Origin of the sequence: Streptomyces sp. R35 (assembly GCF_041053035.1) — a bacterium.
Lineage (GTDB): Bacteria > Actinomycetota > Actinomycetes > Streptomycetales > Streptomycetaceae > Streptomyces > Streptomyces lutosisoli.
Genome location: NZ_CP163440.1, coordinates 2,142,451 through 2,166,083, shown reverse-complemented (window position 1 = coordinate 2,166,083; position 23,633 = coordinate 2,142,451). Strand labels below are relative to the sequence as shown.

Genomic DNA, 23,633 nt, shown 5'->3' with positions numbered 1-23,633 from the left:
AGAAACGCTCTGCGACAGTGCGCGTACTGCCCGGATACGAGCACTCGTTTCACACCCCGTGTGAATCGGGACGCACTAGTCTGACGGCACCGAGCCACCCGGGGGGCCTCCATGCAGCCCAACACTCTGCTCGACGCGATTCTTGACGAGGCCGGCATCTCGCACGCGGGACTCGCCGCCCACGTCAACCAGGCGGGGAGAGCGCGCGGTCTCGCGCTCAGGTACGAACACACCGCCGTGGCACGCTGGTTGAAAGGCCAGCGGCCGCGCGGCCAGGTGCCCGACCTGATCTGCGAGGTGCTCGCCGGCCGGCTCCACCGGCCCGTCACACTCGACGACATCGGCCTCGGTGTGCCCGGCGAGCCGTCCGCCCCGCACGGCACCTCGCTCTCCGGCTTCGTCGAACGGGCCACCGCCCTGTGGCGCTCCGACGAACAGCAGCGCCCGCACATCCTCGGTGCCCCGGCCGTCACCGGAACACCCGCCGTGATGCCCGTGTGGGAGTGGGAGAACCCGCCCGAGGACGTGGACGTCTCCCGCGGCGGACGCCACCTCGTGAGCATGGCCGACATCGACATGCTGCGCGCGGCCCGCGCCCACTACGAGCAGATGTACCGCAAGGCGGGCGGCATAGCGACCCGCACCCGGATCGTCGGCTTCCTCAACTCGGAGACGGCGCCGCTGCTGCGCGGCAGCTACACCGACGCCACCGGCCGCCAACTCCACCGCGCCACCGGCGGGTTGGTCGCCATCGCGGGCATCTGCGCCTATGACTCCGACGCGCACGGACTCGCCCAGCGCTACTTCCACCAGGCGCTGCGGCTGGCGAAGGCCAGTGGGGACAGGGGCCTCGGGGCGTATGTCATAGCCCTGCTCGTCAACCAGTCGCTGTTCATGCGCGAGCACCGGCAGGCCGTCGCCTTCGCCGAGGCCGCGCTGCGCGCCGCCGGGCGGCACATCACCCCGGCGCTCGCCTCCGACCTCTACGCGATGCAGGCCAAGGCGTACGCACACCTCGGCGACGGCAGCAGCGCGCTGTCCTGCATCCGGCGTGCCGAACAGACCGCCGAGCGCATCCGGCGCGGCTACGAGCCGGACGAGACCGGCTATGTCCAGCCGGGCCTGGTCAATGTCCAGGTGGCGGAGGCGCTGCTCAGCCTGGGTGACCTGGTGGCGGCGGCGGAGCACGCCACGGCCGCCGTCGGCAACCCGGCCCACGACCGGGGGCGGGTGCACCGGCTCGCCATGCTGAGCCAGATCGAACTGCGGCAGGGCAACGCCGACAAGGCGGTGGCCACCGCGGTCCAAATGGCCGAACAGGCACGCGGGATGGAGTCCCAGCGCCTGCGCGACAGACTCCGCGCGGTACGCGAGCACCTGGTGCGCAGCGGCTGCTCGGGCACGACCGAGGCCGCCGAACTCATCGACGGCGCACTGCGCGTACCGCTCTAGAAACCGCCCAGCACGCCGCTCTGGAAACCGCTCCAGCGCACCGCTCTGGAAAGCTGCGCACCGCTCTACGACACTGTGCCTGCCGCCGCCGCTGCACTGCGCCCCGACTCTGTGAGCCTGCTGTCAGGACGCTCCTGCTGCGATATTGCCATCTACTCGGCGGAAGGTGGCAGAACCGTGCAGTGGACGAAACAGAACGAACAAACTGTGTATGCAAACCGCTGGTTCAGCGTCAATCTCGCGGATGTGGAGCTGCCGGACGGTCGGCACCTCGATCACTTTTTGATACGGCTGCGGCCCGTTGCCGTGGCCACTGTGGTGAATGAGGCCAACGAGGTGCTGCTCCTGTGGCGGCACCGCTTCATCACCGACAGCTGGGGGTGGGAACTCGCGGCGGGCGTCGTCGAGGACGGTGAGGACATCGCCGTCGCGGCGGCCCGCGAACTGGAGGAGGAGACCGGCTGGCGGCCGGGACCCCTACGGCATCTGATGAGCGTCGAGCCCTCCAACGGGCTCACCGACGCCCGGCACCATATCTTCTGGGCCGACGAGGGCGCGTACATCGGACACCCCGTGGACGATTTCGAGTCGGACCGAAGGGAGTGGGTTCCCTTGAAGCTCGTCCCCGACATGGTCGCCCGCGGCGAGGTCCCGGCCGCCAACATGGCTGCCGCACTGCTCCTTCTCCACCATCTCAGGCTCGGGCAGGACGCGTTGCCCTGATCCATTTCCCCCCACGGCGTCCAGAGGCCTTAATGCCCGAGAGCCTGCCAGACCGCCACGGCCAGCGCGCCCACGGCCGCGACGACCGCGACGGCGGGCAGGGGCCAGCGGGTGTGTTCGAGGGCGACGACCCGTGCGCTCAGGTCGTCGAGATCCTTGGAGGTCTGGTCGTCGCGCTGAGTGAGCAGCGCCAGTCCTCCCTCGATGCGGGTGAACCCCACTTCGAGGGACCGGCGTAACTCTGCGAGTTCCCCTGGGATCACGGGATGCTCGGGGTCGGCGGTCACGAGTCCGCTCCTTTCCGTAGTCGTCACATCCCTTACATGCGCACGGAAAGTCAACTCGCCTGGTGGACGCGTGGGGAGCGTGTGCGAGGGGCATATGCGAGCCCGGCGCGCACACGGTGTGTGAATGGCGCGGGCCCGGCACCGAAAAGGGTGCCGGGCCCGCGCGAGCCCGAGCGGTACGGACTGTAGTCAGAAGCCTGCTGTCACTAGGCGTACGTATAGAAGCCCGAGCCCGACTTCCGGCCGAGCCGTCCCGCGTCCACCATGCGCTGCAGCAGCGGGGGAGCGGCGTACAGCGGCTCCTTGTACTCCTCGTACATGCTGAACGCGACCGAGGCCACCGTGTCGAGGCCGATCAGGTCGGACAGCTTGAGCGGGCCCATCGGGTGGGCGCAGCCCAGCTCCATGCCGTTGTCGATGTCCTCGCGGCTCGCGATGCCCGACTCGAACATCCGGATCGCCGACAGGAGATACGGGATCAGCAGCGCGTTGACCACGAAGCCCGAGCGGTCCTGGGCGCGGATCGCGTGCTTGCCGAGGGCCTTCTCGGCGAACAGCTGGGCGCGGCTGAGGGTGCCCTCGGAGGTGGTCAGCGCCGGGATCAGCTCGACGAGCTGCTGCACCGGGGCCGGGTTGAAGAAGTGGATGCCGATGACCTGGTCGGGACGCGAGGTGGCGACGGCGAGCTTCACCAGCGGGATCGAGGAGGTGTTGGAGGCGAGGATCGCGTCCTGCCGGGTCACCACCTGGTCGAGCACCTGGAAGATCTCGGTCTTCACCTGCTCGTTCTCGACGACGGCCTCGATCACCAGGTCGCGGTCGGCGAACTCGCCGAGGTCCGTGGTGAAGCTGAGCCGGTCCTGGGTGGCCTTGAGCTCCTCCGCGGAGATCTTTCCGCGCTCGGCAGCCTTGGAGAGGGAGTTGAAGAGCCGGGTACGGCCGATCTCCAGGGCTTCGCCGGTGGTCTCGGCGACCTTGACGTCCAGACCGGCGCGGGCGCACACCTCGGCAATGCCCGCTCCCATCTGGCCGCAGCCCACCACTCCGACGCGTTCGATGTCGGTCACATCGTCCCCTTCGCTGATCTACGACCTCCGCAGGACCCCCGTTTGTTCGGTGCCTGCTCCGATCGTGCACGTTACTCCGAAGTATCGATGATCGATCGTGCGGGTCGGGCATGCTGTGCGGGGAGACGGTCCGTGACGATGCGGATCCGTTGTGTAGTGGGGGTGTGGAGATGGGGCGACTGTCACGTCGGGCGTTCGCCGTGGCCGCTGTGGCGACGCTTTCGGGACTCGTGACGGCGGGGGATGCCGCTGCCTTTCCGGGGCCGGCCTCCTCGGGTCCGGCTTCGCCGGCTGCGGCGTCCCCGGGCCGGGCTCGGGCGGTGCGCGAGCTGCGCGGGATGTGGCTGGCGACCGTCTCCAACCGCGACTGGCCTTCGACCCCGGGCCTGCTCGCCGGCCGGCAGCGTGACGAACTGCTCGGGCATCTCGACACCGCCGTACGTCTCCGCCTCAACACCGTGATCTTCCAGGTGCGCCCCATGGCCGACGCGCTGTGGCCCTCTCCGTACGAGCCGTGGTCCCAGTACCTGACCGGCGTCCAGGGCAAGGACCCCGGCTGGGACCCGCTGGGCACCGCGGTGCGGGAGGCCCATGCGCGCGGCCTGGAGCTGCACGCCTGGTTCAACCCGTACCGTGTCGCGGACCACACCGACCTGACGAGGCTCACCCCCTCGCACCCCGCCCGCAGGCACCCCGACTGGGTCGTGCGCTACGGCGGGAAGCTCTACTACGACCCCGGGCTGCCTCAGGTCCGGAAGTTCGTCCAGACCGCGATGCTCGACGCGGTGCGGAAGTACGAGATCGATGCCGTGCACTGGGACGACTACTTCTACCCGTATCCGGTCGCCGGCCAGGTCTTCGACGACGACGCGACGTACGCGGCCCACGGTGCGGGCTTCCCGGACAAGGCCGCCTGGAGACGCGACAACATCGACCGCCTGGTCCGGGAGATGGCGGCCGCCATCAAGGAGATCCGGCCCGCGACGCGCTTCGGGATCAGCCCCTTCGGGGTGTGGCGCAACGCCGCCACCGACCCGCTCGGCTCGCCGACCCAGGCCGCTGTACAGGCGTACGACGATATGTACGCCGACACCAGGAAGTGGGTCCGGAAGTACTGGATCGACTACATCTGCCCGCAGCTGTACTGGAACATCGGCTTCACCGCCGCCGACTACGCGCGGCTGCTGCCCTGGTGGGCCGGGGTCGCCGAGGGCACGGGCACACAGCTGTACATCGGGGAGGCGCTGTACAAGGCGGGCGATCCGGCGCAGCCCGCGGCCTGGCAGGACCCCGCCGAACTCTCCCGGCACCTGACCTTCGCTCGCGACTACCCGCAGGTGCGCGGGCATGCCTTCTTCTCCGGCACGCAGGTCGCCGCGGACCGCATCGGCGCACTGGCGCGGGTCGTCGCCGACCACTATCAGCAGTCGGCGAAACCCCCGCGCTGAGCTCGGGGGTGATCCCCGGGCTCAGTCAGTGCATGGTGCTGGTGTCCTTGTGGCGGATTTCGGTGTCGGGGCCCGGAGAGCACACTCCCTCGTGCCCGTCCTCGAACTTCACGCGGTACGGCGGAGTGCCTTCCGGCCCCAGTACCTCGGTGATCTTCCCGACCTTGTCGTGCTGCCCGACAACCCTGCCGTGCTGCACAATCTGGTCGCCCTTGGATGCGCGCATCTGAACGGTCTCCTCGTCATATACGGGAGTAGCGGTCCGTGGCCGCAAGTCTACGGCTGGTGGCGCCGGTTGGCCCGGCCCGTGCGTGCCGGTCAGCCCCGCGCCCGTTGGGTGAGCGCGATGCAGACCAGAACGGCGGCGGCCGTCAGGGGTGCGGCCGGTGTGAGCTGCTCGCCAAGGAGCAGTACCGACCACACCAGTGTGAGCAGCGGCTGCGCCAGCTGCAACTGGCTGGCCTTCGGAATCCCGATCGACGCCATGCCGCGGTACCAGACGACCAGGCCGAGGAACTGCGAACCGGCCGCCACCCAGAGCAGCCCCGCCACGCTGTGCGCGGTCAGCCGCACGGGCTCGTACGACAGTGCGACCAGCGCGCCCGGCAGCGTCAGCGGCAGGCACAGGACCAGTGCCCAGCCGACGACCTGCCAGCCCGGCATGACACGGGCGAGCCGACCGCCCTCGGTGTAGCCCGCCGCGCAGACCAGCAGCGCCCCGAAGAGAAACGCGTCCGCGCTGGTCAGGGCGCCACCGCTCTGCTGCACGGTGAACGCGATCACCGCGGCCGCGCCCGCGAGAGCCGCCGTCCAGAACACCCGCGAGGGCCGTGCTCCGGTGCGCAGTGCCGACAGCAGCGCGGTCGTCAGCGGCAGCAGCCCGACGACCACGGCCGCGTGGGCGGTGGTCGACGTCTGAAGAGCGAGCGTCGTCAGCATCGGGAAGCCGAGCACGACGCCCGCGGCGACGACGGCGAGCCCCGCCCAGTGCCGACGGCCCGGCACGGGAACACGCAGCGCCAGCAGACAGCCGCCCGCGATGACCGCCGCCAGCCCACTGCGCACGGCCACCAGGGACCAGGGGCCGAAGCCCTCCAGGCCCCAGGCGGTGGCCGGGAAGGTGAGCGAGAAGGCGGTGACGCCGAGGGCGGCCTGGAGGGTGCCCGAGCGGCGCTGGGTGCGCGGGTGAGGGTTTCCGGCGGCCTGGGGGTTGGCGGCGCGGGAACCAGGGGTCCCGTCCTCGTGACGGCCCTCGTGCTGAGCCGGGGCGGTACGGACGCTGCCCTGCGTGCTGACCGCTATCCCCATGCCGTCAGTAGCGCTACTCTGTGCTCTCATGCATGAGCGTAGCAGTGGCGATGACCTGGCGAATCAGCTGCGGCGAGAGCTGGACCGCTACTCACCCGGTGGAAAGCTGCCGTCGAGCCGGGCGCTCGTCGAGCGGTTCCGGGTGAGCCCGGTGACCGTGTCGCGGGCGCTGGCGCAGCTCGCCGCCGAGGGGCTGGTGGTCACCCGGCCCGGCGCCGGCGCGTTCCGGGCGCAGCCGCGCAGCGCCATCACGCCGACCGGGGACACCTCCTGGCAGGAGGTCGCGCTCAGCGCGGACGCGTCCACCGAACTCGTACCGCGCACGGTGGACGCGTCCGGCGTCCTCAGCTCGCTCGCCGCGCCGCCGCCCGGGGTCATCGAGTTCAACGGCGGCTATCTGCATCCGTCGCTCCAGCCGGAGCGGGCGATGGGCGCGGCCCTGGCCCGGGCCGGGCGCCGCCCGGGTGCCTGGTCCCGGCCGCCCATGGAGGGGCTCACGGAACTGCGCGAGTGGTTCGCGCGGGGCATCGGCGGCGCGATCACCGCGGCCGAGGTGCTCATCGCGGCGGGCGGACAGTCCGCGCTCACCACGGCGTTGCGGGCACTCGCCCCGCCGGGCGCCCCGGTCCTGGTCGAGTCGCCCACGTACCCCGGAATGCTGGCGATCGCCCGCGCGGCCGGTCTCAGGCCGGTACCCGTGCCGGTGGACGCGGACGGGGTGAAGCCCGCCCTGCTCGCCGACGCGTTCAAGGCGACCGGCGCCCGGGTCTTCGTCTGCCAGCCGCTGTTCCAGAACCCGACCGGCGCCGTGCTGGCCCCTGAGCGGCGCGCCGAGGTGCTGCGGATCGCGCGCGAGGCGGGCGCGTTCGTGATCGAGGACGACTTCGTACGCCGTCTCGTGCACGAGGACGCGGGCCCGCTGCCGCGTCCGCTGGCCGCCGAGGACCCCGACGGCGTCGTCGTGCACGTCGGCTCGCTGACCAAGGCGACCTCGCCGAGCTTCCGGGTGAGCGCACTGGCCGCGCGCGGTCCGGTACTTGAGCGGCTGCGCGCCATCCAGGTCGTCGACTCCTTCTTCGTGCCGCGCCCGCTCCAGGAGGCTGCCCTCGAACTCGTCGGCTCGCCCTCATGGCCCCGCCATCTCCGTGCCGTGTCCGCCGAGTTGAAGACCCGCCGTGACATCATGACCGCCGCGCTGCGCCTGAACCTCCCCGAACTCGCCCTGCCCCACATCCCGTTCGGCGGCTACCACCTGTGGCTCCGCCTGCCGGACGGGACTGGGGGCACCTCCCAGGCTTTCGGCTCTGGGGGAGAGTCCGCCCTGGTCACCGCCGCCCTCCGGGCAGGCGTCGCCGTCACCCCCGGCCGCCCCTACTTCAGCGCCGAACCCCCGGCCGCCCACCTCCGGTTGAGCTTCGCGGCGGTCGCGGGGACGGAGGAGATCACGGAGGGGGTACGGAGACTGCGGGCGGCGTGCGCCTTTTAGCCCGGCTCGCGTCATTCAGCCTGTCGGGCGTTTGAGGACGGGACCGCGAACGAACCACATCCCACCCGCCTCGCGGCACCTTCGGCGCGGCTCGCGTCTTTTTCCGCCCGGCCCGCGTCCTTCAGCCCGTCCGGCGTTTGAGGACGAGGCCGTTCAGGCCGAAGGGGGGTCTGGGGGCGCAGCCCCCAGGGATGGGACGGGTAGGGGCGGCGGGGGCGAAATCGGCAACCGTTCGCCCCGTCTACGCGAAGCTGGGTTTCGAGCCGCTCGCCCGCCCCGACCAGTGGCTGGCGCTCACCCCCCACCGAGCTCGCTCCAGTGAGCCCGCGTGTACCCTGCGTAACACCCCTTGACCAGCGGAGTCCCGCACTCCACGATCTCCGCATGCATCTTCGGGTCACGTTCGTAGCCGCCGCGCGCAGCTCCTCGCTGCTCGCCGAGCGCTTCGAGGACGACCGGCCTCTCGACCAGGCCGGCTGGGACGAAGTGCAGCGCGCCGCCGCCGAGCTGGTGCCGCTGGCGGCGGCCGAGCTGCGCTACTGTTCGCCGACGCCCCGCAGCCGGGCCACCGGCGACGCGCTGGGCTACGGGCCGCTCGTCCAGCTCGCGCTGCGCGACTGCGACATGGGCCGGTGGCGCGGCTTTACGCTGGGCGAGGCGATGGCCCGCGAACCCGAGGCCGTCGACGCCTGGCTCGCCGATCCGCGCTCGGCGCCGCACGGCGGTGAGTCCCTGATGTCCTTCATCTCCCGAGTCGGCGGCTGGCTCGACACCCGCCCCGCCGACGACGGCAGCCGCATCGTCGCCGTGGCCGAACCGTCCGTGGTGCGGGCCGCCCTGGTCTACGCGCTCAAGGCCCAGCCGTCGACGTACTGGAACATCGATGTGCGCCCTCTGTCGACGGTCACCCTCACCGGGAACAACGGACGCTGGAATCTCCGGCTGGAGGCCGGGATGCAGCGCGTCTAGGCCTGTTCAGCAGGAGTCGCGCAGGCCTGTTCAGCAGGGGTCGCCGGACCCGTGCCGGCGCACGCGTGCGTAGTCGGTCGTCAGGACGAGGTCCTTGGCCGGCCCGCCGACGCGCCACACCGTGCGCCAGCGGTCTTCCGCGTACACCGTGAACTCGCCCCGGTAGAGGTCCGCCGAGCAGGGATGGTCGGCGATGTGCCGCCCGCTGCTCAGGTCCAGGTCGTGGAAGGGCCGGCCGTCCGAGAACTCGACGAGGGCCGTACCCGCGGCCGTCCCCCGCAGGAACCGCAGCGTCCGCTCGGCGGGCCGTGCGACGCCCTGCCAGACGAACGTGCCGGATTCGTGGTGCAGAAGCCCCGCGTCCCCCGGACCTTTCAGTGGTCCGAAAACCGTCGTGCCGGTGAAGCGCCCCTCCGCGTCACTGGCCAGATCCCGCACGGCACGCTCGACCCGCCAGCTCCCGGCCAGGTATGTCAGCACGTCCGCGACTGGCCAGAACTCGCCCATACCGTCCCGCTCTCCGTCCCATCCGATGCTGCGTGACCCATTGACGCACTCTGGCCCCCTCCCTATTTTTGCCGTTCGAAGTATTGATCGACGTCTGATATTTCGAACAACTCCACACTAACTACAGAGCCGCGGAGTATCCATGTCACCCACCCGCACCCGCTGGAGACTCGGACTCACGGCCACCGCACTCCTGGTGGCCTCCACCGTCGTTCCCGGGACCGCTCCGGCGAACGCCGCCGCCGATGTCACCGACTACGTGATCACCGTCGACCCGAAGGGCTCGGGCGCGAAGATCGACGACACGATGTACGGCGTCTTCTTCGAGGACATCAACCGCGCCGCCGACGGCGGCCTGTACGCGGAGCTCGTACAGAACCGGTCGTTCGAGTACAGCACCGCCGACAACGCGTCCTATACGCCGCTGACCTCCTGGACCGTCTCCGGCAGCGCGCAGGCCGCGAGCGACGACGGCCGCCTCAATGCCCGCAACCGCACCTATCTCTCCCTGGACGGCGGCTCGTCCGTCACCAACTCCGGTTACAACACCGGGATTTCGGTCGAGAGCGGCAAGGTGTACGACTTCTCGGTCTGGGCCCGCGCCGATGCCGCGTCGCCCCTGACCCTGACGCTCCAGGACTCCGAGGGCACGCTGGCCGAGGCCCGTCAGGTCACCGCGCGCGGCGGCTGGGCCAAGTACCGGGCGACGTTCACCGCGACCCGCACCAGCACCGCCGGGCGCCTCACCGTCGCCGCGGGCAACCCCGTCGCGCTCGACATGATCTCGCTGATCCCCCGGGACACATATAAGGGTCACGGCCTGCGCAAGGACCTCGCCGAGAAGATCGCCGCCCTCCATCCGGGCTTCGTACGCTTTCCGGGCGGCTGCCTGGTCAATACCGGCAGCATGCAGGGATATGACGAGGCGTCGGGCTATCAGCGCAAGCGCTCGTACCAGTGGAAGGACACCGTCGGGCCGGTCGAGCAGCGCGCCACGAACTCCAACTTCTGGGGCTACAACCAGAGTTATGGGCTCGGCTACTACGAGTACTTCCAGTTCGCCGAGGACATCGGCGCGATGCCGCTGCCCGTCGTGCCCGCACTCGTCACCGGCTGCGGCCAGAACAAGGCCACCGACGACGACGCGCTGCTCAAGCGGCACATCCAGGACACCCTCGATCTCATCGAGTTCGCCAACGGCCCGGTGACGAGCGAATGGGGCAAGAAGCGCGCCCGGATGGGCCACCCCAAGCCCTTCCACCTCACGCACCTCGAAGTGGGCAACGAGGAAAACCTCCCCGCGGCGTTCTTCTCGCGCTTCACCCAGTTCCGCGCCGCCATCGCGGCCAAGTACCCGGACGTCACGGTGATTTCGAACGCCGGCCCGGACGACTCGGGTACCACCTTCGACACGGCCTGGAAGCTCAACAAGGATGCCGGCGTCGACATGGTCGACGAGCACTACTACAACAGCCCGCAGTGGTTCCTGCAGAACAACGACCGCTACGACTCGTACGACAGGAACGGCCCGAAGGTCTTCCTCGGTGAGTACGCCTCGGGCGGCAACACCTTCAAGAACGCCCTCTCCGAAGCCAGTTACATGACAGGCCTGGAACGCAACGCGGACGTCGTGAAGCTCGCCTCGTACGCCCCGCTGCTTGCCAACGAGGACTATGTGCAGTGGCGCCCGGACATGATCTGGTTCAACAACCACGCCTCGTGGAACTCGGCCGACTACGAGGTGCAGAAGCTCTTCATGAGCAACGTCGGCGACCGGGTGGTGCCCAGCAGCGCCACCACCACACCGTCGCTGAGCGCGCCGATCTCGGGCGCCGTCGGCCTGTCGACCTGGGCGACCACGGCGGCGTACGACGATGTCTTGGTCACCGGCGAGGACGGGACCACACTGCTCAGCGACGACTTCAGCGGTGACGCCTCGCAGTGGACCCACACGGGCACCGGGAGCTGGAGCCTCCAGGACGGGCAGTACGTGCAGACCGACGAGGCCGCGACCAACACCATGGTTCAGGCGGGCGACCCGGCCTGGCACGACTACGACCTGCACGTGAAGGCCACCAAGAAGTCCGGCAAGGAGGGCTTCCTCGTCGCCTTCGGAGTCAAGGACACCGGCAACTACTACTGGTGGAACCTCGGCGGCTGGAACAACACGACCTCCGCCGTCGAACAGGCCGTGGACGGCGGCAAGTCGACGCTGATCTCCAAGGCCGGCTCGATCGAGACAGGCAAGGCGTACGACATCGACGTCAAGGTACGAGGCCGTCAGGTCACCCTCTACCTGGACGGCCAGGAGTGGGGGAGCTTCACCGACGACAAGCCCGCGGAGCCGTTCCGTCAGGTCGTCACGCGGGACGCGAAGACCGGTGACCTCATCGTCAAGGTCGTCAACGCCCAGTCCGCGGACGCCCGTACGGCGATCGACCTGGGCGGGGCGAAGGTGGGACACAAGGCCGCCGTCACCACGCTCCAGGCCGCGCCCGACGCGGTGAACACGGAGACGGCCACCGCGGTCGCCCCGGTGAAATCCACCTTCGAAGGGGTCGCCGACACGTTCACGTACACCTTCCCGGCGAACTCCGTGACGTTCCTGCGGATCAAGAAGAGGTAGCCCCGGCCGTGGGCTGCTGCTCGACCGGCAGCAGCCCACGCTCGCCGAAGACCTTCTTCGCGACCAGGGTCGCGTTCATGGCCTTCGGTATGCCGCAGTACACCGCGGAGTGCAGCAGCGCCTCGACGATCTGCTCCGACGAAAGTCCCACGTTCAGTGCGGCGTTGACGTGCACTTCCAGCTGGGTCTCGCAGCCGCCGAGCGCCGTGAGCATGCCGAGGGTCACCAACTGGCGGTCGCGCGGGGCGAGTCCGGGCCGGTCGTAGATGTCGCCGAAGGCCCAGGCCACGATCTGGTGGCCCAGTTCGGGGTTGATGTCGGACAGCGCGTCGACCACGCGCTGCCCGGCCTCGCCGTCCACGCGCTCAAGGATCTTCAGGCCGTGCTCGAAGCGCTCCTCGCGGGTGGTGGCGTTGTTCATGGGGGCGTTGTCGATGAGGGCGTCGCTCATGAGAGGTCGTCCGATCCCGGCTGGTCGAGCAGCCGTTCGTAGTGGTCGATCTTGTCGTCGAGGGCGGCCGCGTTGCGGCGCAGGGCGCGGATCCGGTCCGCGAGGTCGGCGCGATGCTCCCGGAGCAGCGCGAGCCGCTCGGGGACCGAGACGTCGCCCCGTGCCCGCAGCTCGGCGAACCGCTGCATGTCCGCGATCGACATGCCCGTCTCGCGCAGCCGGATCAGGAACTCCAGCCAGGCCAGGTCGGCCAGCTCGTAACGCCGCTGGTTCCCGGTGGTCCGGCCGACCCGTTCGATCAGGCCGGCCTTCTCGTAGTACCGCAGCGTGTCGTGCGAGAGTCCGGTGTGCTCGACGACCTGGGCGATCGTGAGCGTCGGCTCCTGGCTGTGCGGGTGGGGCTGTCCGCTGGTCATGACAAGAACGGTAGAACCTGGAGCGCACTCCAGGTCAAGCCTCGCCCGCGATCACGCCGCGAAGAGCCTTCAGCGCGGCCGGAGATCAATCGCCGAAGTACCTCTGAGCTGTGCGAACACCCTCGGCCAGAGCGTCGACCTCCGCCGGGGTGTTGTAGACGTAGAAGGACGCCCGGGTGGTCGCCGGGATCCCGTAGCGCCGCACGATCGGGCGGGCGCAATGGTGGCCGACGCGGACGGCTACGCCCCGCTCGTCGAGGATCTGGCCGACGTCGTGCGGGTGGATGCCGTCGACCGTGAACGACACCGCGGACCCGCGGTCGGTGAGCTCGCGGGGGCCGACGATCCGTACGCCGGGGATCTCGCCGAGCAACTCCAGTGCACGGGCGGTGAGTTGGTCCTCGTGCGCGGCCACCTCGGCCATGCCCAGCTGCTGGAGATAATCCACGGCCGCCGCCAGCCCCACCGCCTGCGCCGTCATCGGGACGCCCGCCTCGAAGCGCTGGGGCGGCGGCAGGAACGTCGTGCGGTCCATCTCGACGACCTCGATCATCGAACCGCCGGTGAGGAACGGGGGGAGATCCGCGAGGAGTTGACGCCGCCCCCACAGCGCGCCGACGCCGCTGGGGCCGAGCATCTTGTGACCGGAGAACGCGAGGAAGTCGGCCCCCAGCTCGCGTACGTCGACGGGCCGGTGGGGGACCGACTGGGCGCCGTCGACCACCACGAGCGCACCGAACGCGTGGGCGCGGTCGGCGAGTTGGCGCACGGGGTTGATCGTGCCGAGGACGTTCGACTGGTGGGTGAGGGTCAGGACCTTGGTGCGCTCGTCGAGCAGTTCGTCGACACGGGTGAGGTCGAGGCGGCCCTCGTCGGTGAGTCCGAACCAGTCCAGCGTTGCCCCGGTGCGTTCGGCGAGCTGCTGCCAGGGGACGAGGTTCGCGTGGTGCTCCATCTCCGTGACCACGATCCGGTCGCCCGGGCCGATGTGACGCGCGTTTTCGAGCGCGTAGGCGACGAGATTGATGCCCTCGGTCGTGTTCTTGGTGAAGACGATCTCGTCGTCCTCCGCGCCGATGAGCCGCGCGACGGTGTGCCGCGCGCCCTCGTACGCCTCCGTGGCCTCCCCGGCCAGCTGGTGCGCGCCGCGGTGCACGGCCGCGTTGTGGGTGAGGTAGAAGTCCCGCTCGGCGTCCAGGACTTGGAGGGGCTTCTGGGTGGTCGCGCCGGAGTCGAGGTAGACGAGCCGGGCGCCGCTCTCCACCGTCCTCTCCAGGATCGGGAAGTCCTTGCGGAGCGCGTCCACGTCGAAGGCCACGGGGGCTCACCTCTCACGGGTTGTTCGCTGGGTGTCTCACGGGTTTGTGCACTGTTTGCCGTGAGGGACGCTAAGCCTCCTCACGGAGAATCGCAACCGTTAGCATGAGACGCGTGGAACACCGCGTGGAGCACGAAGCCCCCCACTACCTGCATCAGCCGCCGGTCCCCGGCGAGGAGCGCTATGTCTCGCTGGCCCTGGTCAACACGCGTTTCGCGCTGAGTCATGGCCCGGTCGACCTGCTCGACGACACAGAGGCCGCGCACCTCTGGCTCGTACGGCATGAGCTGCTGCCGGATCCGGTGGCGCTGAACGGCCGGCAGTTCGGCCGGCTCCTCGGCCTGCGCGAGGCGCTGCGCTCGCTCTTCGAGGCCCGCGAGGCCCGTTCCGTACCGCCGCGCGAGAGCCTCGACACCCTCAACTCCGCGCTGGCTGCGGCGCCTGCGACGCCCCGACTCGCCTGGACCGCGGACGGCCCGCATCGCGCCGACGAACCCGACACCGGTAACCCGGCGGGCGCCGCCCTCTCCCTCCTCGCCGACGACGCGGCCGAACTCCTCACCGGACCGGAAGCCCCGCAGCTCGCCCCGTGCGCGGCCGACGGCTGTACGCGCTGGTTCCTCCGCTCCCACGCGGCCCGGCGCTGGTGCACGACGAAGTGCGGCAACCGGGTGCGGGCGGCACGCGCCTACGCGGCACGCAAGGCGCGGTAGCCGCAGCGTGCCGTCGTATCCGAGGTGCGGGGTGTCGTACCTGAGGTGCGGGCGGGTGTCGTACCTGAAGTACGGCGGTTACGAGTGGCGGCGAGGCTTGCCGCGCTTGGCGCCGCCCTTGGGGCCACCGGAACCAGTGCCGCGGGGGTTCTTGCCGCCCGCCTTGCCGGCCGTGGACTTGCGCCGTGCGCCGCCGCCCGAGTCCGACCGCTGGGGCGTGGACTTCGCCTTGGACTTGGCCTTCTGCGCGTCGGCGGCCGGGGCCTGGGAACGTCCCCGGGTGCTGTTGACCGTCCGGCCGCGGACGATGCCGATGAAGTCCTCCACCTGGTCGGTGGTCTTCTCCTCGGGCCAGGACAGTGCGACGCGCGACTCGGGGGCGTCCGTGACCGTCCGGTAGGTGAGGTCCTTGCGGTGGTGGAGGCGGGCCAGGGACTGCGGGACGACGAGGACGCCGATGCCCGCCGCGACAAGCTCGACGGCATCCTCGGTGGTGGCGGGGCGCTCCAGCGCGGGCTTCCCCGGCAGGCGCTCCCAGTCGAGGGTGTCGTCCAGGGGGTGCAGCACGATGTCGTCGGCGAGATCCTCCGTGGAGACCTGCTCGACCGCCGCCACGATGTGGTCCTTGGGGACCATGACGACCGTCGTCTCGGTGTACAGGGGGATCGCGCTGAGGTCGGTCCGGTCGACCGGCAGCCGTACGAAGCCCGCGTCGGCGCCACCGCCGCGCAGCAGGCCGAACGCCTCGTCGGCGGAGACCGCGACGAGGGTCAGCGGGATGTCGGAGAACCGCTCGTTCCAGATCCGCACCCACTTGGCGGGCGTGACCCCCGGGACGTACGCGAGCCGGAACGCGGGGGATGCTTCGGAGCCAGTCACTTCGTCAGGTTACCGGTCATGGTCACGGGTGCCGCACAGGCGACCTTGACCAGGTGCCGCACCCGTGACGTCGCCTCCCGAACACGTGATGGTCGGCGATGGCTCACATGCTCGATACCCTTGACACCATGACGTCGCACCAGACCACCCAGACGATGAAGCCCGCGACCGCGGCGAAGAAGCTGGGTGTGTACCTCGAGGCCACCCCCGCCGAGTTCCAGGAGGGTGTCGTCTCGCGCGCCGAGCTGACTGCGCTGCAGGCCGACCCGCCCGAGTGGCTCCAGGAGCTGCGCCGCAACGGCCCGCACCCCCGTCCGGTGGTCGCGGCCAAGCTGGGCGTCTCCATCGCCGGGCTCGCCCGGGGCGGGGTCACCGAGGCCCTCACCACCGAGCAGATCGAGGCCCTCAAGACGGAGAACCCCGGCTGGCTGCGGCAGGAGCGCTCCACACAGGCCGAGGTCCGCAAGGAGTCGGTCCGCATCAAGGAGAAGAACGCGGAGCGGGCCGCCAAGCGTTCCTGACCGCCACCCACGTCGTCGCCCGGTGATGCGGCGGGTTCTCGCCCAGTCATGTGGCGGGTCCGTCGCGTTCCGTGAAAGCCGCCGACGGCTCCCCGCCGCCGCCACTATCGTCGAAAGTCATGGACACCGATGACGACGCTCTGGTGGCGGAGCAGATCGCGTACTACCGGGCCCGCGCCTTCGAGTACGACCGGGTCTATGCCGAGCGCCAGGACCTGCGCGAGCTGGTGACGGCGGTCGACGAGCTCCCCATCGCCGGAGACGTGCTGGAGCTCGCCTGTGGAACGGGTCAGTGGACCGGAAGACTGGCCGCACGGGCGCGCTCGATGACGGCCGTCGACTCGTCGCCCGAGGTCCTGGGCATCGCGCGGGCGCGGACCGGGTCCGCCGATGTCGAGTTCGTCCAGGCCGACGTGTTCACTTGGCAGCCCCCGCGCCGCTACGACACTGTGTTCTTCGCCTTCTGGCTCTCCCACGTCCCGCTGTCCCGGATGGGCCACTTCTGGAACACCGTCGCCGCCGCCCTCACCCCGCACGGCAGAGCGATCTTCATCGACGAGGGGCCTGCGGAGGCCGCCCGCGAGGAGGTCGCCGCGGAACTGCGCCGCCTCGACGACGGAAGCCAGTACCGCATCGTCAAGATCTTCCACGACCCGACCACCCTCACCGACGATCTCGCCACCCTCGGCTGGTCGGCCGACGTCCGCCCCCTGGGCAACTTCATCGTCGGAATCGCCGCACCCCCGACGGCCCCCGGCTGAGCGACCTCGCCTTCTGGCTCTCACCCCTTCCGTTCCGTCGTTCCGTCGGTTCCGGCCCACCGATGCCGGGATTGCATAAACGTGCAGCGAAACGTATAGTCATGCCATCCAAGAGGAGGGTTCCATGGCGGTACGTGCGGCAGTGGCGGGAGCGAGTGGGTACGCGGGCGGGGAACTGCTGCGTCTGCTCCTGGGGCACCCCGGGATCGAGATCGGCGCTCTGACCGGCAACTCCAACGCGGGTCAGCGCCTGGGCGCGCTGCAGCCGCATCTGCTGCCGCTCGCGGACCGCGTCCTCCAGGAGACGACCCCCGACGTGCTCGCCGGGCATGACGTCGTGTTCCTCGCGCTGCCCCACGGGCAGTCCGCCGCCGTCGCCGAGCAGCTCGGTCCGGACGTCCTCGTCGTCGACATGGGCGCCGACTTCCGGCTGAAGGACCCGGCCGACTGGGAGAGGTTCTACGGCTCCGCGCATGCCGGGACCTGGCCGTACGGCCTCCCCGAACTGCCGGGTGCCCGCGCTGCGCTGGAGGGGTCCAAGCGCATCGCGGTGCCCGGTTGCTATCCGACGGCCGCCTCGCTCGCGCTCTTCCCGGCGTACGCGGCCGGGCTGGCGGAGAACGAGGCCGTGATCGTCGCCGCCTCCGGGACGTCCGGTGCCGGAAAGGCGCCCAAGGCGCATCTGCTCGGCTCCGAGGTCATGGGCTCCATGTCCCCGTACGGCGTCGGCGGCGGCCACCGGCACACCCCCGAGATGATCCAGAACCTCGGCGCCGCCGCGGGTGAGCCCGTCACCGTCTCCTTCACGCCCACGCTCGCGCCGATGCCCCGCGGCATCCTCGCCACCTGCAGCGCGAAGGCCAAGGCCGGCGTCACCGCCGAGTCCGTACGGGCCGCGTACGAGAAGGCGTTCGCGGACGAGCCGTTCGTGCACCTGCTGCCCGAGGGCCAGTGGCCCGCCACGGCGTCCGTCTACGGTTCCAACGCCGTTCAGATCCAGGTCGCGTACGACGCCGCCGCGCACCGCATCATCGCGATCAGCGCCATCGACAACCTGACCAAGGGCACCGCGGGCGGTGCCGTGCAGAGCATGAACATCGCCCTCGGCCTTGATGAGGCCACCGGGCTTTCCACGATCGGAGTCGCACCGTGAGTGTCACGGCAGCACAGGGATTCACGGCGGCGGGGATCGCCGCCGGGATCAAGGAGAACGGCAACCCGGACCTGGCCCTCGTGGTCAACAACGGGCCCCGCCTCGCCGCCGCGGGCGTCTTCACCTCCAACCGCGTGAAGGCCGCGCCGGTCCTCTGGTCGGAACAGGTGCTCAAGAGCGGCCAGTTGACCGCCGTCGTCCTCAACTCGGGTGGCGCCAACGCCTGTACGGGTCCCAAGGGCTTCCAGGACACCCACGCCACCGCCGAGAAGGTCGCGGAGTCGCTCAGTGCCGCGGGGTTCGGGGAGACCGGCGCGGGCACGGTCGCCGTCTGCTCGACCGGCCTCATCGGCGTCCTCCTGCCGATGGACAAGCTGCTCCCGGGCGTCGACCAGGCCGTCGCTCAACTCGGCCCGCACGGCGGCGAGAAGGCCGCCATCGCCATCAAGACCACCGACACCGTGCACAAGACGTCGGTCCACGAGGGCCCCGGCTGGACCGTCGGTGGCATGGCCAAGGGTGCGGGCATGCTCGCCCCGGGCCTGGCCACCATGCTGGTCGTGCTCACCACCGACGCCGACGTGGACAGCGACACCCTGGACAAGGCGCTCCGCGCCGCCACCCGCGTCACCTTCGACCGGGTCGACTCCGACGGCTGCATGTCCACCAACGACACCGTGCTGCTGCTCGCCTCCGGCGCCTCCGAAGTCACCCCGGAGTACGCGGAGTTCGCCGAGGCCGTCCGCACGGTCTGTGACGACCTCGGTCAGCAGCTCATCCGCGACGCCGAAGGCGCCGGCAAGGACATCAAGGTCGAGGTCATCAACGCCGCGACCGAGGACGACGCCGTCGAGGTGGGCCGCTCCATCGCCCGCAACAACCTCCTCAAGTGCGCGATCCATGGTGAAGACCCCAACTGGGGACGGGTGTTGTCCGCGATCGGCACCACGAAGGCCGCCTTCGAGCCCGACCGGCTGAACGTCGCCATCAACGGCGTATGGGTCTGCAAGAACGGCGGTGTCGGCGAGGACCGCGAGCTCGTCGACATGCGCTACCGCGAAGTGCACATCGTCGCCGACCTCGCCGCCGGCGACGAGACCGCCACGATCTGGACCAACGATCTCACCGCCGACTACGTCCACGAGAACAGCGCGTACTCCTCATGAGCGATTCGACCGACAATTCGACCGACAAGACGAGCACGACCAGGAAGCACACCGCCCTGCCCAAGGCGCGGATCCTCATCGAGGCGCTGCCCTGGCTGACCCGCCACAACGGCAAGACCGTCGTCATCAAGTTCGGCGGAAACGCCATGGTGAACGAGGAGCTGAAGGCCGCCTTCGCGCAGGACGTCGTCTTCCTGCGGCAGGCCGGCCTCAGGCCCGTCGTGGTGCACGGCGGCGGCCCGCAGATCAGCGCAGCCCTCGACAAGCACGGCATCGTCAGCGAGTTCAAGGCGGGCCTGCGGGTCACCACCGAGGACGCCATGGACGTCGTACGCATGGTCCTGGCCGGGCAGGTGCAGCGCGAGCTGGTAGGGCTGCTCAACCAGCACGGGCCGCTCGCCGTCGGCATGACCGGCGAGGACGCGCACACCATCACCGCCACCAAGCACCAGCCCGAGATCGACGGCGAGCTCGTCGACATCGGCCGGGTCGGCGAGATCACCGCGATCGACACCGGTGCCATCGAGGCGCTGCTCTCCGACGGCCGCATCCCGGTCGTCTCCTCGATCGCCCGCTCCCAGGACGACGGACATGTCTACAACGTCAATGCTGATACGGCGGCTGCGGCACTCGCTGCGGCACTTGGCGCCGAAACCCTCATGGTCCTCACAGACGTCGAGGGCCTCTACGAGGACTGGCCCAACAGCGACGAGGTGATCAGTCGCCTCACCGCTTCCCAGCTGGAGAAACTGCTGCCCGAGCTGGCCAGCGGCATGGTGCCGAAGATGGAGGGCTGTCTGCACGCCGTACGCAACGGCGTCACCACCGCCCGCGTCATCGACGGCCGGGTCCAGCACTCGATCCTGCTGGAGATCTTCACCGACGAGGGGATCGGCACGATGGTCGTGCCGGACGAGGAAGAGGGGGATGCCGTATGACCGCGAACCAGGACATGACCGGCAACGAAGAGCTCACCCAGCGGTGGCAGGGCTCGCTCATGGACAACTACGGCACCCCGCGGCTGCCGCTCGTCCGCGGCGAGGGCACCAAGCTGTGGGACGCCGACGGCAAGCAGTACCTCGACTTCGTCGGCGGGATCGCGGTCAACGCCCTCGGGCACGCCCACCCCGCGATCGTCGAGGCGGTGAGCAAGCAGATCGCCTCCCTCGGCCATGTCTCCAACCTCTTCATCGCCGAGCCGCCCGTCACGCTCGCCGAACGGCTGCTCCAGCTCTTCGGGCGCGAGGGCCGGGTGTACTTCTGCAACTCGGGCGCCGAGGCCAACGAGGGCGCCTTCAAGATCGGCCGGCTCACCGGCCGGACGCACATGGTCGCCACCACCGGCGGCTTCCACGGCCGGACCATGGGCGCCCTCGCGCTCACCGGCCAGGCAGCCAAGCAGGAGCCGTTCCTGCCGCTGCCCGGCGACGTCACGCATGTTCCGTACGGCGACGCGCAGGCACTGGCCGCCGCGGTCACCGAGGAGACGGCCCTCGTCATCATCGAGCCGATCCAGGGTGAGAACGGGGTCGTGGTCCCGCCCGCCGGATATCTGAAGGCGGCTCGTGCCATCACCGCCGCCGCCGGATCGCTGCTGGTTCTCGACGAGGTACAGACCGGAATCGGCCGGACCGGGCACTGGTTCGAGTACCAGGCCCACGAGGGCGTCCTGCCCGACATCGTCACGCTCGCCAAGGGCCTCGGCGGCGGACTGCCGCTCGGCGCCACCGTCGCCTTCGGCCGGGCCGCCGGGCTGCTGAAGCCCGGACACCACGGCACGACCTTCGGCGGCAACCCGGTCGTCTGCGCCGCCGGACTCGCCGTACTCGACACGATCGAGTCCGAGGGACTCCTCGGGAACGTGAAGCGCTCGGGCGAGAAGCTGCGGGACGGAATCGAGTCGTTCGGGCATCCGCTGGTCGACCATGTCCGGGGTGCGGGACTGCTCCTGGGTATCGTGCTCACCGAGCCGCTCGCGCCCCAGGTGCAGCAGGCGGCTCAGGACGCCGGTTTCCTGGTGAACGCGCCCGCCCCCGATGTCGTACGGCTGATGCCGCCGCTGAACCTCGGCGACGACGAAGTGGACGCGTTCCTCCAGGCCCTTCCCGGCATCCTCGACGCAGCCAACGGGGACGGATGATCCCGGGAAATGGGACGACGACGATGAGTCAGGCGCAGGACCATGAGCACGCAGGGCCTGCCGTGCCGCAGACCCGCACCGCACGCCACCGCCGGATCGTGGACATCCTCAACCGGCAACCGGTGCGCTCGCAGAGCCAGTTGGCGAAGCTTCTCGCCGACGACGGGCTGAGCGTCACGCAGGCGACGCTCTCCCGGGACCTGGACGAGCTGAACGCGGTGAAGATCCGCAACAACGACGGCGATCTGATCTACGCGGTGCCGAGCGAGGGCGGGTTCCGTACGCCGCGTGCTCCGCTGGGGGAGTCGGCGAAGGAAGAGCGGATGCGTCGGCTGTCCGCGGAGCTGTTGATCTCCGCGGAGGCCTCCGCGAACCTCGTGGTTCTGCGTACGCCTCCGGGGGCTGCGCAGTTCTTGGCCTCGGCTATTGATCAGGCTGAACTGCAGGACATCCTGGGCACCATTGCCGGTGATGACACGTTGCTGTTGATCAGTCGGAACCCGACCGGGGGGCAGGCGCTCGCCGATCATTTGCTGCGGTTGGCTCAGAACAATCATTGAGGTTGTCGGTCGGGTGCGCGGCGGTGGGGGCTGGTCGCGCAGTTCCCCGCGCCCCTAAAAACCCCTCACCCCAGGCGTTGGGCGAGCCCTCCCGTGCACCTGACCTCATCTCCCGCCGTGATCAGCAGGGCCTCGATGTCCGGGAGTGACTCCAGCCAGTCCAGCGCCTGGCGGGAGCCCATCGCGAAAGCCGCTGTCGCCCAGGAGTCCACCCAGGTCAGGTGGGGGCCGACCACGGTCACCGCCACCAGGTCGGTGACCGCGGACTTGCCGGTGCTCGGGTCGACGATGTGGGCGCCGCGCTCGGCTGTGCCGGAGGTGGCCACGGCCAGTTCGTCGACGCCGGCCGCGGAGACCACGGCCGCGAGTGAGCCCGGGCGGAGCGGGTCCGAGATGCCGACCCGCCAGGGCCGGTGCGACCCGGGCACGCCGTACAGCTGGACGTCGCCGCCGCCGTTGACGCTCACCCCGCTCGCCCCGGCAGCGGCGAGGTGCCGGGCCGCGCGCTCCGTCGCCCAGCCCTTCACGATCCCCGTCGGGTCGAGCCGCCCCTCGTACCTCGTGCTGAACCAGCCCTCACTCAGCCGCTCGGCCTCCGCGCCCAGAGCGAGCACCTCGGCGACCTCGGGATCGCACTGCTCGACGCTCAGTTCACCGCGCGCCAGCCGCGAGATCTGGCTGTCCTCGCGGTAGGTGCTGAACATCTCGTCCACGCGGTGGAGTTGGGCGATCGCCTCCTCCAACGCCTTCTGGACGGGCCCCGGTTCGCCTCCGCGTACGTCGAAGGAGAAGACCGTGCCCATGACCTCCTCGGCGTGGCGCAGCGCGGGCGGGGCCTCCGCGGACTCAGCCACCGGCCTTGTCCAGGGCCGACTGGAGGGACTGCCTGTAGCCGCCGCTGGTGTAGGTGGCGCCGGAGACGGCGTCGATGCCGGCGCTCCCGGCCGCGACGGCTTCCTGGTTGAGCTTGGGTACGGCCAGCGCGGTCTTCTGGCTGCTGGTGCCGCCGCTGGGTGCCTGGACCGCCTCGGCCTTGGTGATCTTGTCGCCGCTCAGGGTGATGCGGACCTGGACCGGCCCGTACTGGGTCTGGGCGACGTTTCCGGTGATGATGCGGGCCTGCGTGGCGGGGGCCTGGGTAGCCGGTGCCTGGGGCGACGAGGACGAGCCCGAAGACGCGGCGGCCGAACCCGAAGATCCCGACGTACCGCTGCCCGCGGTCTTGGCCTTGTCCAGGGCCGACTGGAGGGACTGCTTGTAGCCGCTGCTGGTGTAGGTCGCCCCCGAAACCGCGTCGATGTCCGCGCTCTGTGCGGCGACGGCCTCCTCGTTGAGTTTGGGTATCGCCAGGGCGGTCTTCTGGTCGCTGGTGCCGCCCTTGGGAGCCTGGAGGGCCTCCGCTTTGGTGATCTTGCCGCCGCTCATGGTGAGCCGTACCTGGACGGGCCCGTACTGGGTCTGGGTGACGCTTCCGGTGACGGTCTGCGAGCCCGTCTGTGACGCGCTGCCGCCCTGGGGCGACTCCTGCCCGGCCGCCGTCTGCTGGGCCGCCGTTCCGCCCTGCGCCGACGCGGCGGCCGGGTCGGACGCGGGCTTCAGCGACAGCAGCAGGACGATCCCGGACACGGTGGCGGCGGTGGCGAGCACGACGCGCCGAATGGGGTGGCTCTTCTTCATCGCTC

The 23,633-nt window shown here is 70.2% G+C and carries 25 protein-coding genes; 14 read left to right on the top strand and 11 right to left on the bottom strand.

Annotation, left to right across the window (positions count from 1 at the left end):
- Window positions 1-111: 111 nt before the first annotated feature.
- Both AB5J50_RS10250 and AB5J50_RS10245 read left to right on the top strand, forming a co-directional pair.
- Entirely contained in the window at window positions 112-1,452 is a 1,341-nt protein-coding gene (locus tag AB5J50_RS10250; protein WP_369256860.1) for a transcriptional regulator, read from the top strand.
- A 177-nt stretch (window positions 1,453-1,629) separates the two neighbouring features.
- Complete coding sequence (locus AB5J50_RS10245) at window positions 1,630-2,175, top strand: NUDIX hydrolase (protein WP_095933127.1); 546 nt, start codon at window positions 1,630-1,632, stop codon at window positions 2,173-2,175.
- A 29-nt stretch (window positions 2,176-2,204) separates the two neighbouring features.
- On the opposite strand, the gene AB5J50_RS10240 is transcribed toward AB5J50_RS10245, so the two are convergent.
- Entirely contained in the window at window positions 2,205-2,462 is a 258-nt protein-coding gene (locus tag AB5J50_RS10240; protein ID WP_327427382.1) for a hypothetical protein, read from the bottom strand.
- 206 nt (window positions 2,463-2,668) lie between these two features.
- Window positions 2,669-3,529 carry a 3-hydroxybutyryl-CoA dehydrogenase gene (locus AB5J50_RS10235; protein ID WP_330303284.1) on the bottom strand — a complete coding sequence of 287 codons (861 nt, stop codon included), beginning with the start codon at window positions 3,527-3,529 and terminating at the stop codon, window positions 2,669-2,671.
- 170 nt (window positions 3,530-3,699) lie between these two features.
- Between AB5J50_RS10235 and AB5J50_RS10230 the strand changes: the two genes are divergently transcribed.
- Window positions 3,700-4,977 (top strand): glycoside hydrolase family 10 protein, encoded by a 1,278-nt coding sequence (locus AB5J50_RS10230; RefSeq protein WP_369256858.1) that lies wholly within the window; start codon window positions 3,700-3,702, stop codon window positions 4,975-4,977.
- A gap of 25 nt (window positions 4,978-5,002) precedes the next feature.
- Here AB5J50_RS10230 and AB5J50_RS10225 read toward each other — a convergent pair whose 3' ends face one another.
- On the bottom strand, window positions 5,003-5,203 hold the full coding sequence (locus tag AB5J50_RS10225; protein ID WP_369256856.1) for a DUF1918 domain-containing protein: 201 nt from the start codon (window positions 5,201-5,203) through the stop codon (window positions 5,003-5,005).
- Window positions 5,204-5,295: 92 nt separating this feature from the next.
- On the bottom strand, window positions 5,296-6,315 hold the full coding sequence (locus AB5J50_RS10220; RefSeq protein WP_369256854.1) for a DMT family transporter: 1,020 nt from the start codon (window positions 6,313-6,315) through the stop codon (window positions 5,296-5,298).
- On the opposite strand from AB5J50_RS10220, the gene AB5J50_RS10215 reads away from it, so the two are divergent.
- Window positions 6,314-7,771 (top strand): PLP-dependent aminotransferase family protein, encoded by a 1,458-nt coding sequence (locus AB5J50_RS10215; protein ID WP_369256852.1) that lies wholly within the window; start codon window positions 6,314-6,316, stop codon window positions 7,769-7,771. The two genes, AB5J50_RS10220 and AB5J50_RS10215, sit on opposite strands and share 2 nt — an antisense overlap.
- A gap of 384 nt (window positions 7,772-8,155) precedes the next feature.
- A complete protein-coding gene (locus AB5J50_RS10210; RefSeq protein ID WP_369256850.1) occupies window positions 8,156-8,740 on the top strand; it encodes a histidine phosphatase family protein in 585 nt (194 codons plus the stop codon).
- A 30-nt stretch (window positions 8,741-8,770) separates the two neighbouring features.
- Here AB5J50_RS10210 and AB5J50_RS10205 read toward each other — a convergent pair whose 3' ends face one another.
- Window positions 8,771-9,247 carry a DUF6314 family protein gene (locus AB5J50_RS10205; protein WP_369256848.1) on the bottom strand — a complete coding sequence of 159 codons (477 nt, stop codon included), beginning with the start codon at window positions 9,245-9,247 and terminating at the stop codon, window positions 8,771-8,773.
- Between the two features lie 142 nt (window positions 9,248-9,389).
- Here AB5J50_RS10205 and AB5J50_RS10200 point away from each other — a divergent pair, with 142 nt between their 5' ends.
- Window positions 9,390-11,873 carry an alpha-L-arabinofuranosidase C-terminal domain-containing protein gene (locus AB5J50_RS10200; protein WP_369256846.1) on the top strand — a complete coding sequence of 828 codons (2,484 nt, stop codon included), beginning with the start codon at window positions 9,390-9,392 and terminating at the stop codon, window positions 11,871-11,873.
- Here AB5J50_RS10200 and AB5J50_RS10195 read toward each other — a convergent pair.
- From AB5J50_RS10195 to AB5J50_RS10185, 3 genes are all read right to left on the bottom strand, one after another.
- Window positions 11,860-12,294 carry a carboxymuconolactone decarboxylase family protein gene (locus tag AB5J50_RS10195; protein ID WP_369265356.1) on the bottom strand — a complete coding sequence of 145 codons (435 nt, stop codon included), beginning with the start codon at window positions 12,292-12,294 and terminating at the stop codon, window positions 11,860-11,862. The genes AB5J50_RS10200 and AB5J50_RS10195 overlap by 14 nt on opposite strands.
- A 26-nt stretch (window positions 12,295-12,320) precedes the next feature.
- The gene (locus AB5J50_RS10190; RefSeq protein ID WP_327427373.1) at window positions 12,321-12,740 is read right to left on the bottom strand and encodes a MerR family transcriptional regulator; all 420 of its coding nucleotides are present in this window, start codon (window positions 12,738-12,740) and stop codon (window positions 12,321-12,323) included.
- Between the two features lie 85 nt (window positions 12,741-12,825).
- Entirely contained in the window at window positions 12,826-14,058 is a 1,233-nt protein-coding gene (locus tag AB5J50_RS10185; protein WP_369256843.1) for a cysteine desulfurase, read from the bottom strand.
- A gap of 113 nt (window positions 14,059-14,171) precedes the next feature.
- On the opposite strand from AB5J50_RS10185, the gene AB5J50_RS10180 reads away from it, so the two are divergent.
- Window positions 14,172-14,771, top strand: coding sequence for an ABATE domain-containing protein (locus AB5J50_RS10180; protein ID WP_369256841.1), 600 nt, complete (start codon window positions 14,172-14,174; stop codon window positions 14,769-14,771).
- Between the two features lie 78 nt (window positions 14,772-14,849).
- Here the strand turns inward: AB5J50_RS10180 and AB5J50_RS10175 are convergent, their stop codons facing one another.
- The gene (locus tag AB5J50_RS10175; RefSeq protein WP_369256839.1) at window positions 14,850-15,650 is read right to left on the bottom strand and encodes a LysR family transcriptional regulator substrate-binding protein; all 801 of its coding nucleotides are present in this window, start codon (window positions 15,648-15,650) and stop codon (window positions 14,850-14,852) included.
- Window positions 15,651-15,778: 128 nt separating this feature from the next.
- On the opposite strand from AB5J50_RS10175, the gene AB5J50_RS10170 reads away from it, so the two are divergent.
- The 7 genes from AB5J50_RS10170 to AB5J50_RS10140 all read left to right on the top strand — a co-directional run bounded on the left by AB5J50_RS10170 (window position 15,779) and on the right by AB5J50_RS10140 (window position 21,951).
- Window positions 15,779-16,171 (top strand): DUF5997 family protein, encoded by a 393-nt coding sequence (locus AB5J50_RS10170; protein ID WP_369256837.1) that lies wholly within the window; start codon window positions 15,779-15,781, stop codon window positions 16,169-16,171.
- 119 nt (window positions 16,172-16,290) lie between these two features.
- Entirely contained in the window at window positions 16,291-16,932 is a 642-nt protein-coding gene (locus AB5J50_RS10165) for a trans-aconitate 2-methyltransferase (RefSeq protein WP_369256835.1), read from the top strand.
- A 124-nt stretch (window positions 16,933-17,056) separates the two neighbouring features.
- Window positions 17,057-18,085 (top strand): N-acetyl-gamma-glutamyl-phosphate reductase, encoded by a 1,029-nt coding sequence (gene argC, locus AB5J50_RS10160; protein ID WP_369256833.1) that lies wholly within the window; start codon window positions 17,057-17,059, stop codon window positions 18,083-18,085.
- A complete protein-coding gene (gene argJ, locus AB5J50_RS10155) occupies window positions 18,082-19,251 on the top strand; it encodes a bifunctional glutamate N-acetyltransferase/amino-acid acetyltransferase ArgJ (RefSeq protein WP_369256831.1) in 1,170 nt (389 codons plus the stop codon). Before argC ends, argJ begins: the two co-directional genes overlap by 4 nt.
- Entirely contained in the window at window positions 19,248-20,189 is a 942-nt protein-coding gene (gene argB / locus AB5J50_RS10150; RefSeq protein ID WP_330303267.1) for an acetylglutamate kinase, read from the top strand. Before argJ ends, argB begins: the two co-directional genes overlap by 4 nt.
- A 14-nt stretch (window positions 20,190-20,203) precedes the next feature.
- On the top strand, window positions 20,204-21,391 hold the full coding sequence (locus AB5J50_RS10145) for an acetylornithine transaminase (RefSeq protein WP_369265355.1): 1,188 nt from the start codon (window positions 20,204-20,206) through the stop codon (window positions 21,389-21,391).
- Window positions 21,392-21,414: 23 nt separating this feature from the next.
- Entirely contained in the window at window positions 21,415-21,951 is a 537-nt protein-coding gene (locus AB5J50_RS10140; protein WP_327427364.1) for an arginine repressor, read from the top strand.
- A gap of 65 nt (window positions 21,952-22,016) precedes the next feature.
- Here the strand turns inward: AB5J50_RS10140 and AB5J50_RS10135 are convergent, their stop codons facing one another.
- Both AB5J50_RS10135 and AB5J50_RS10130 read right to left on the bottom strand, forming a co-directional pair.
- Complete coding sequence (locus AB5J50_RS10135; RefSeq protein ID WP_369265354.1) at window positions 22,017-22,754, bottom strand: FAD:protein FMN transferase; 738 nt, start codon at window positions 22,752-22,754, stop codon at window positions 22,017-22,019.
- A gap of 43 nt (window positions 22,755-22,797) precedes the next feature.
- A complete protein-coding gene (locus AB5J50_RS10130; protein ID WP_369256828.1) occupies window positions 22,798-23,628 on the bottom strand; it encodes an FMN-binding protein in 831 nt (276 codons plus the stop codon).
- Between the last annotated feature and the right edge of the window lie 5 nt (window positions 23,629-23,633).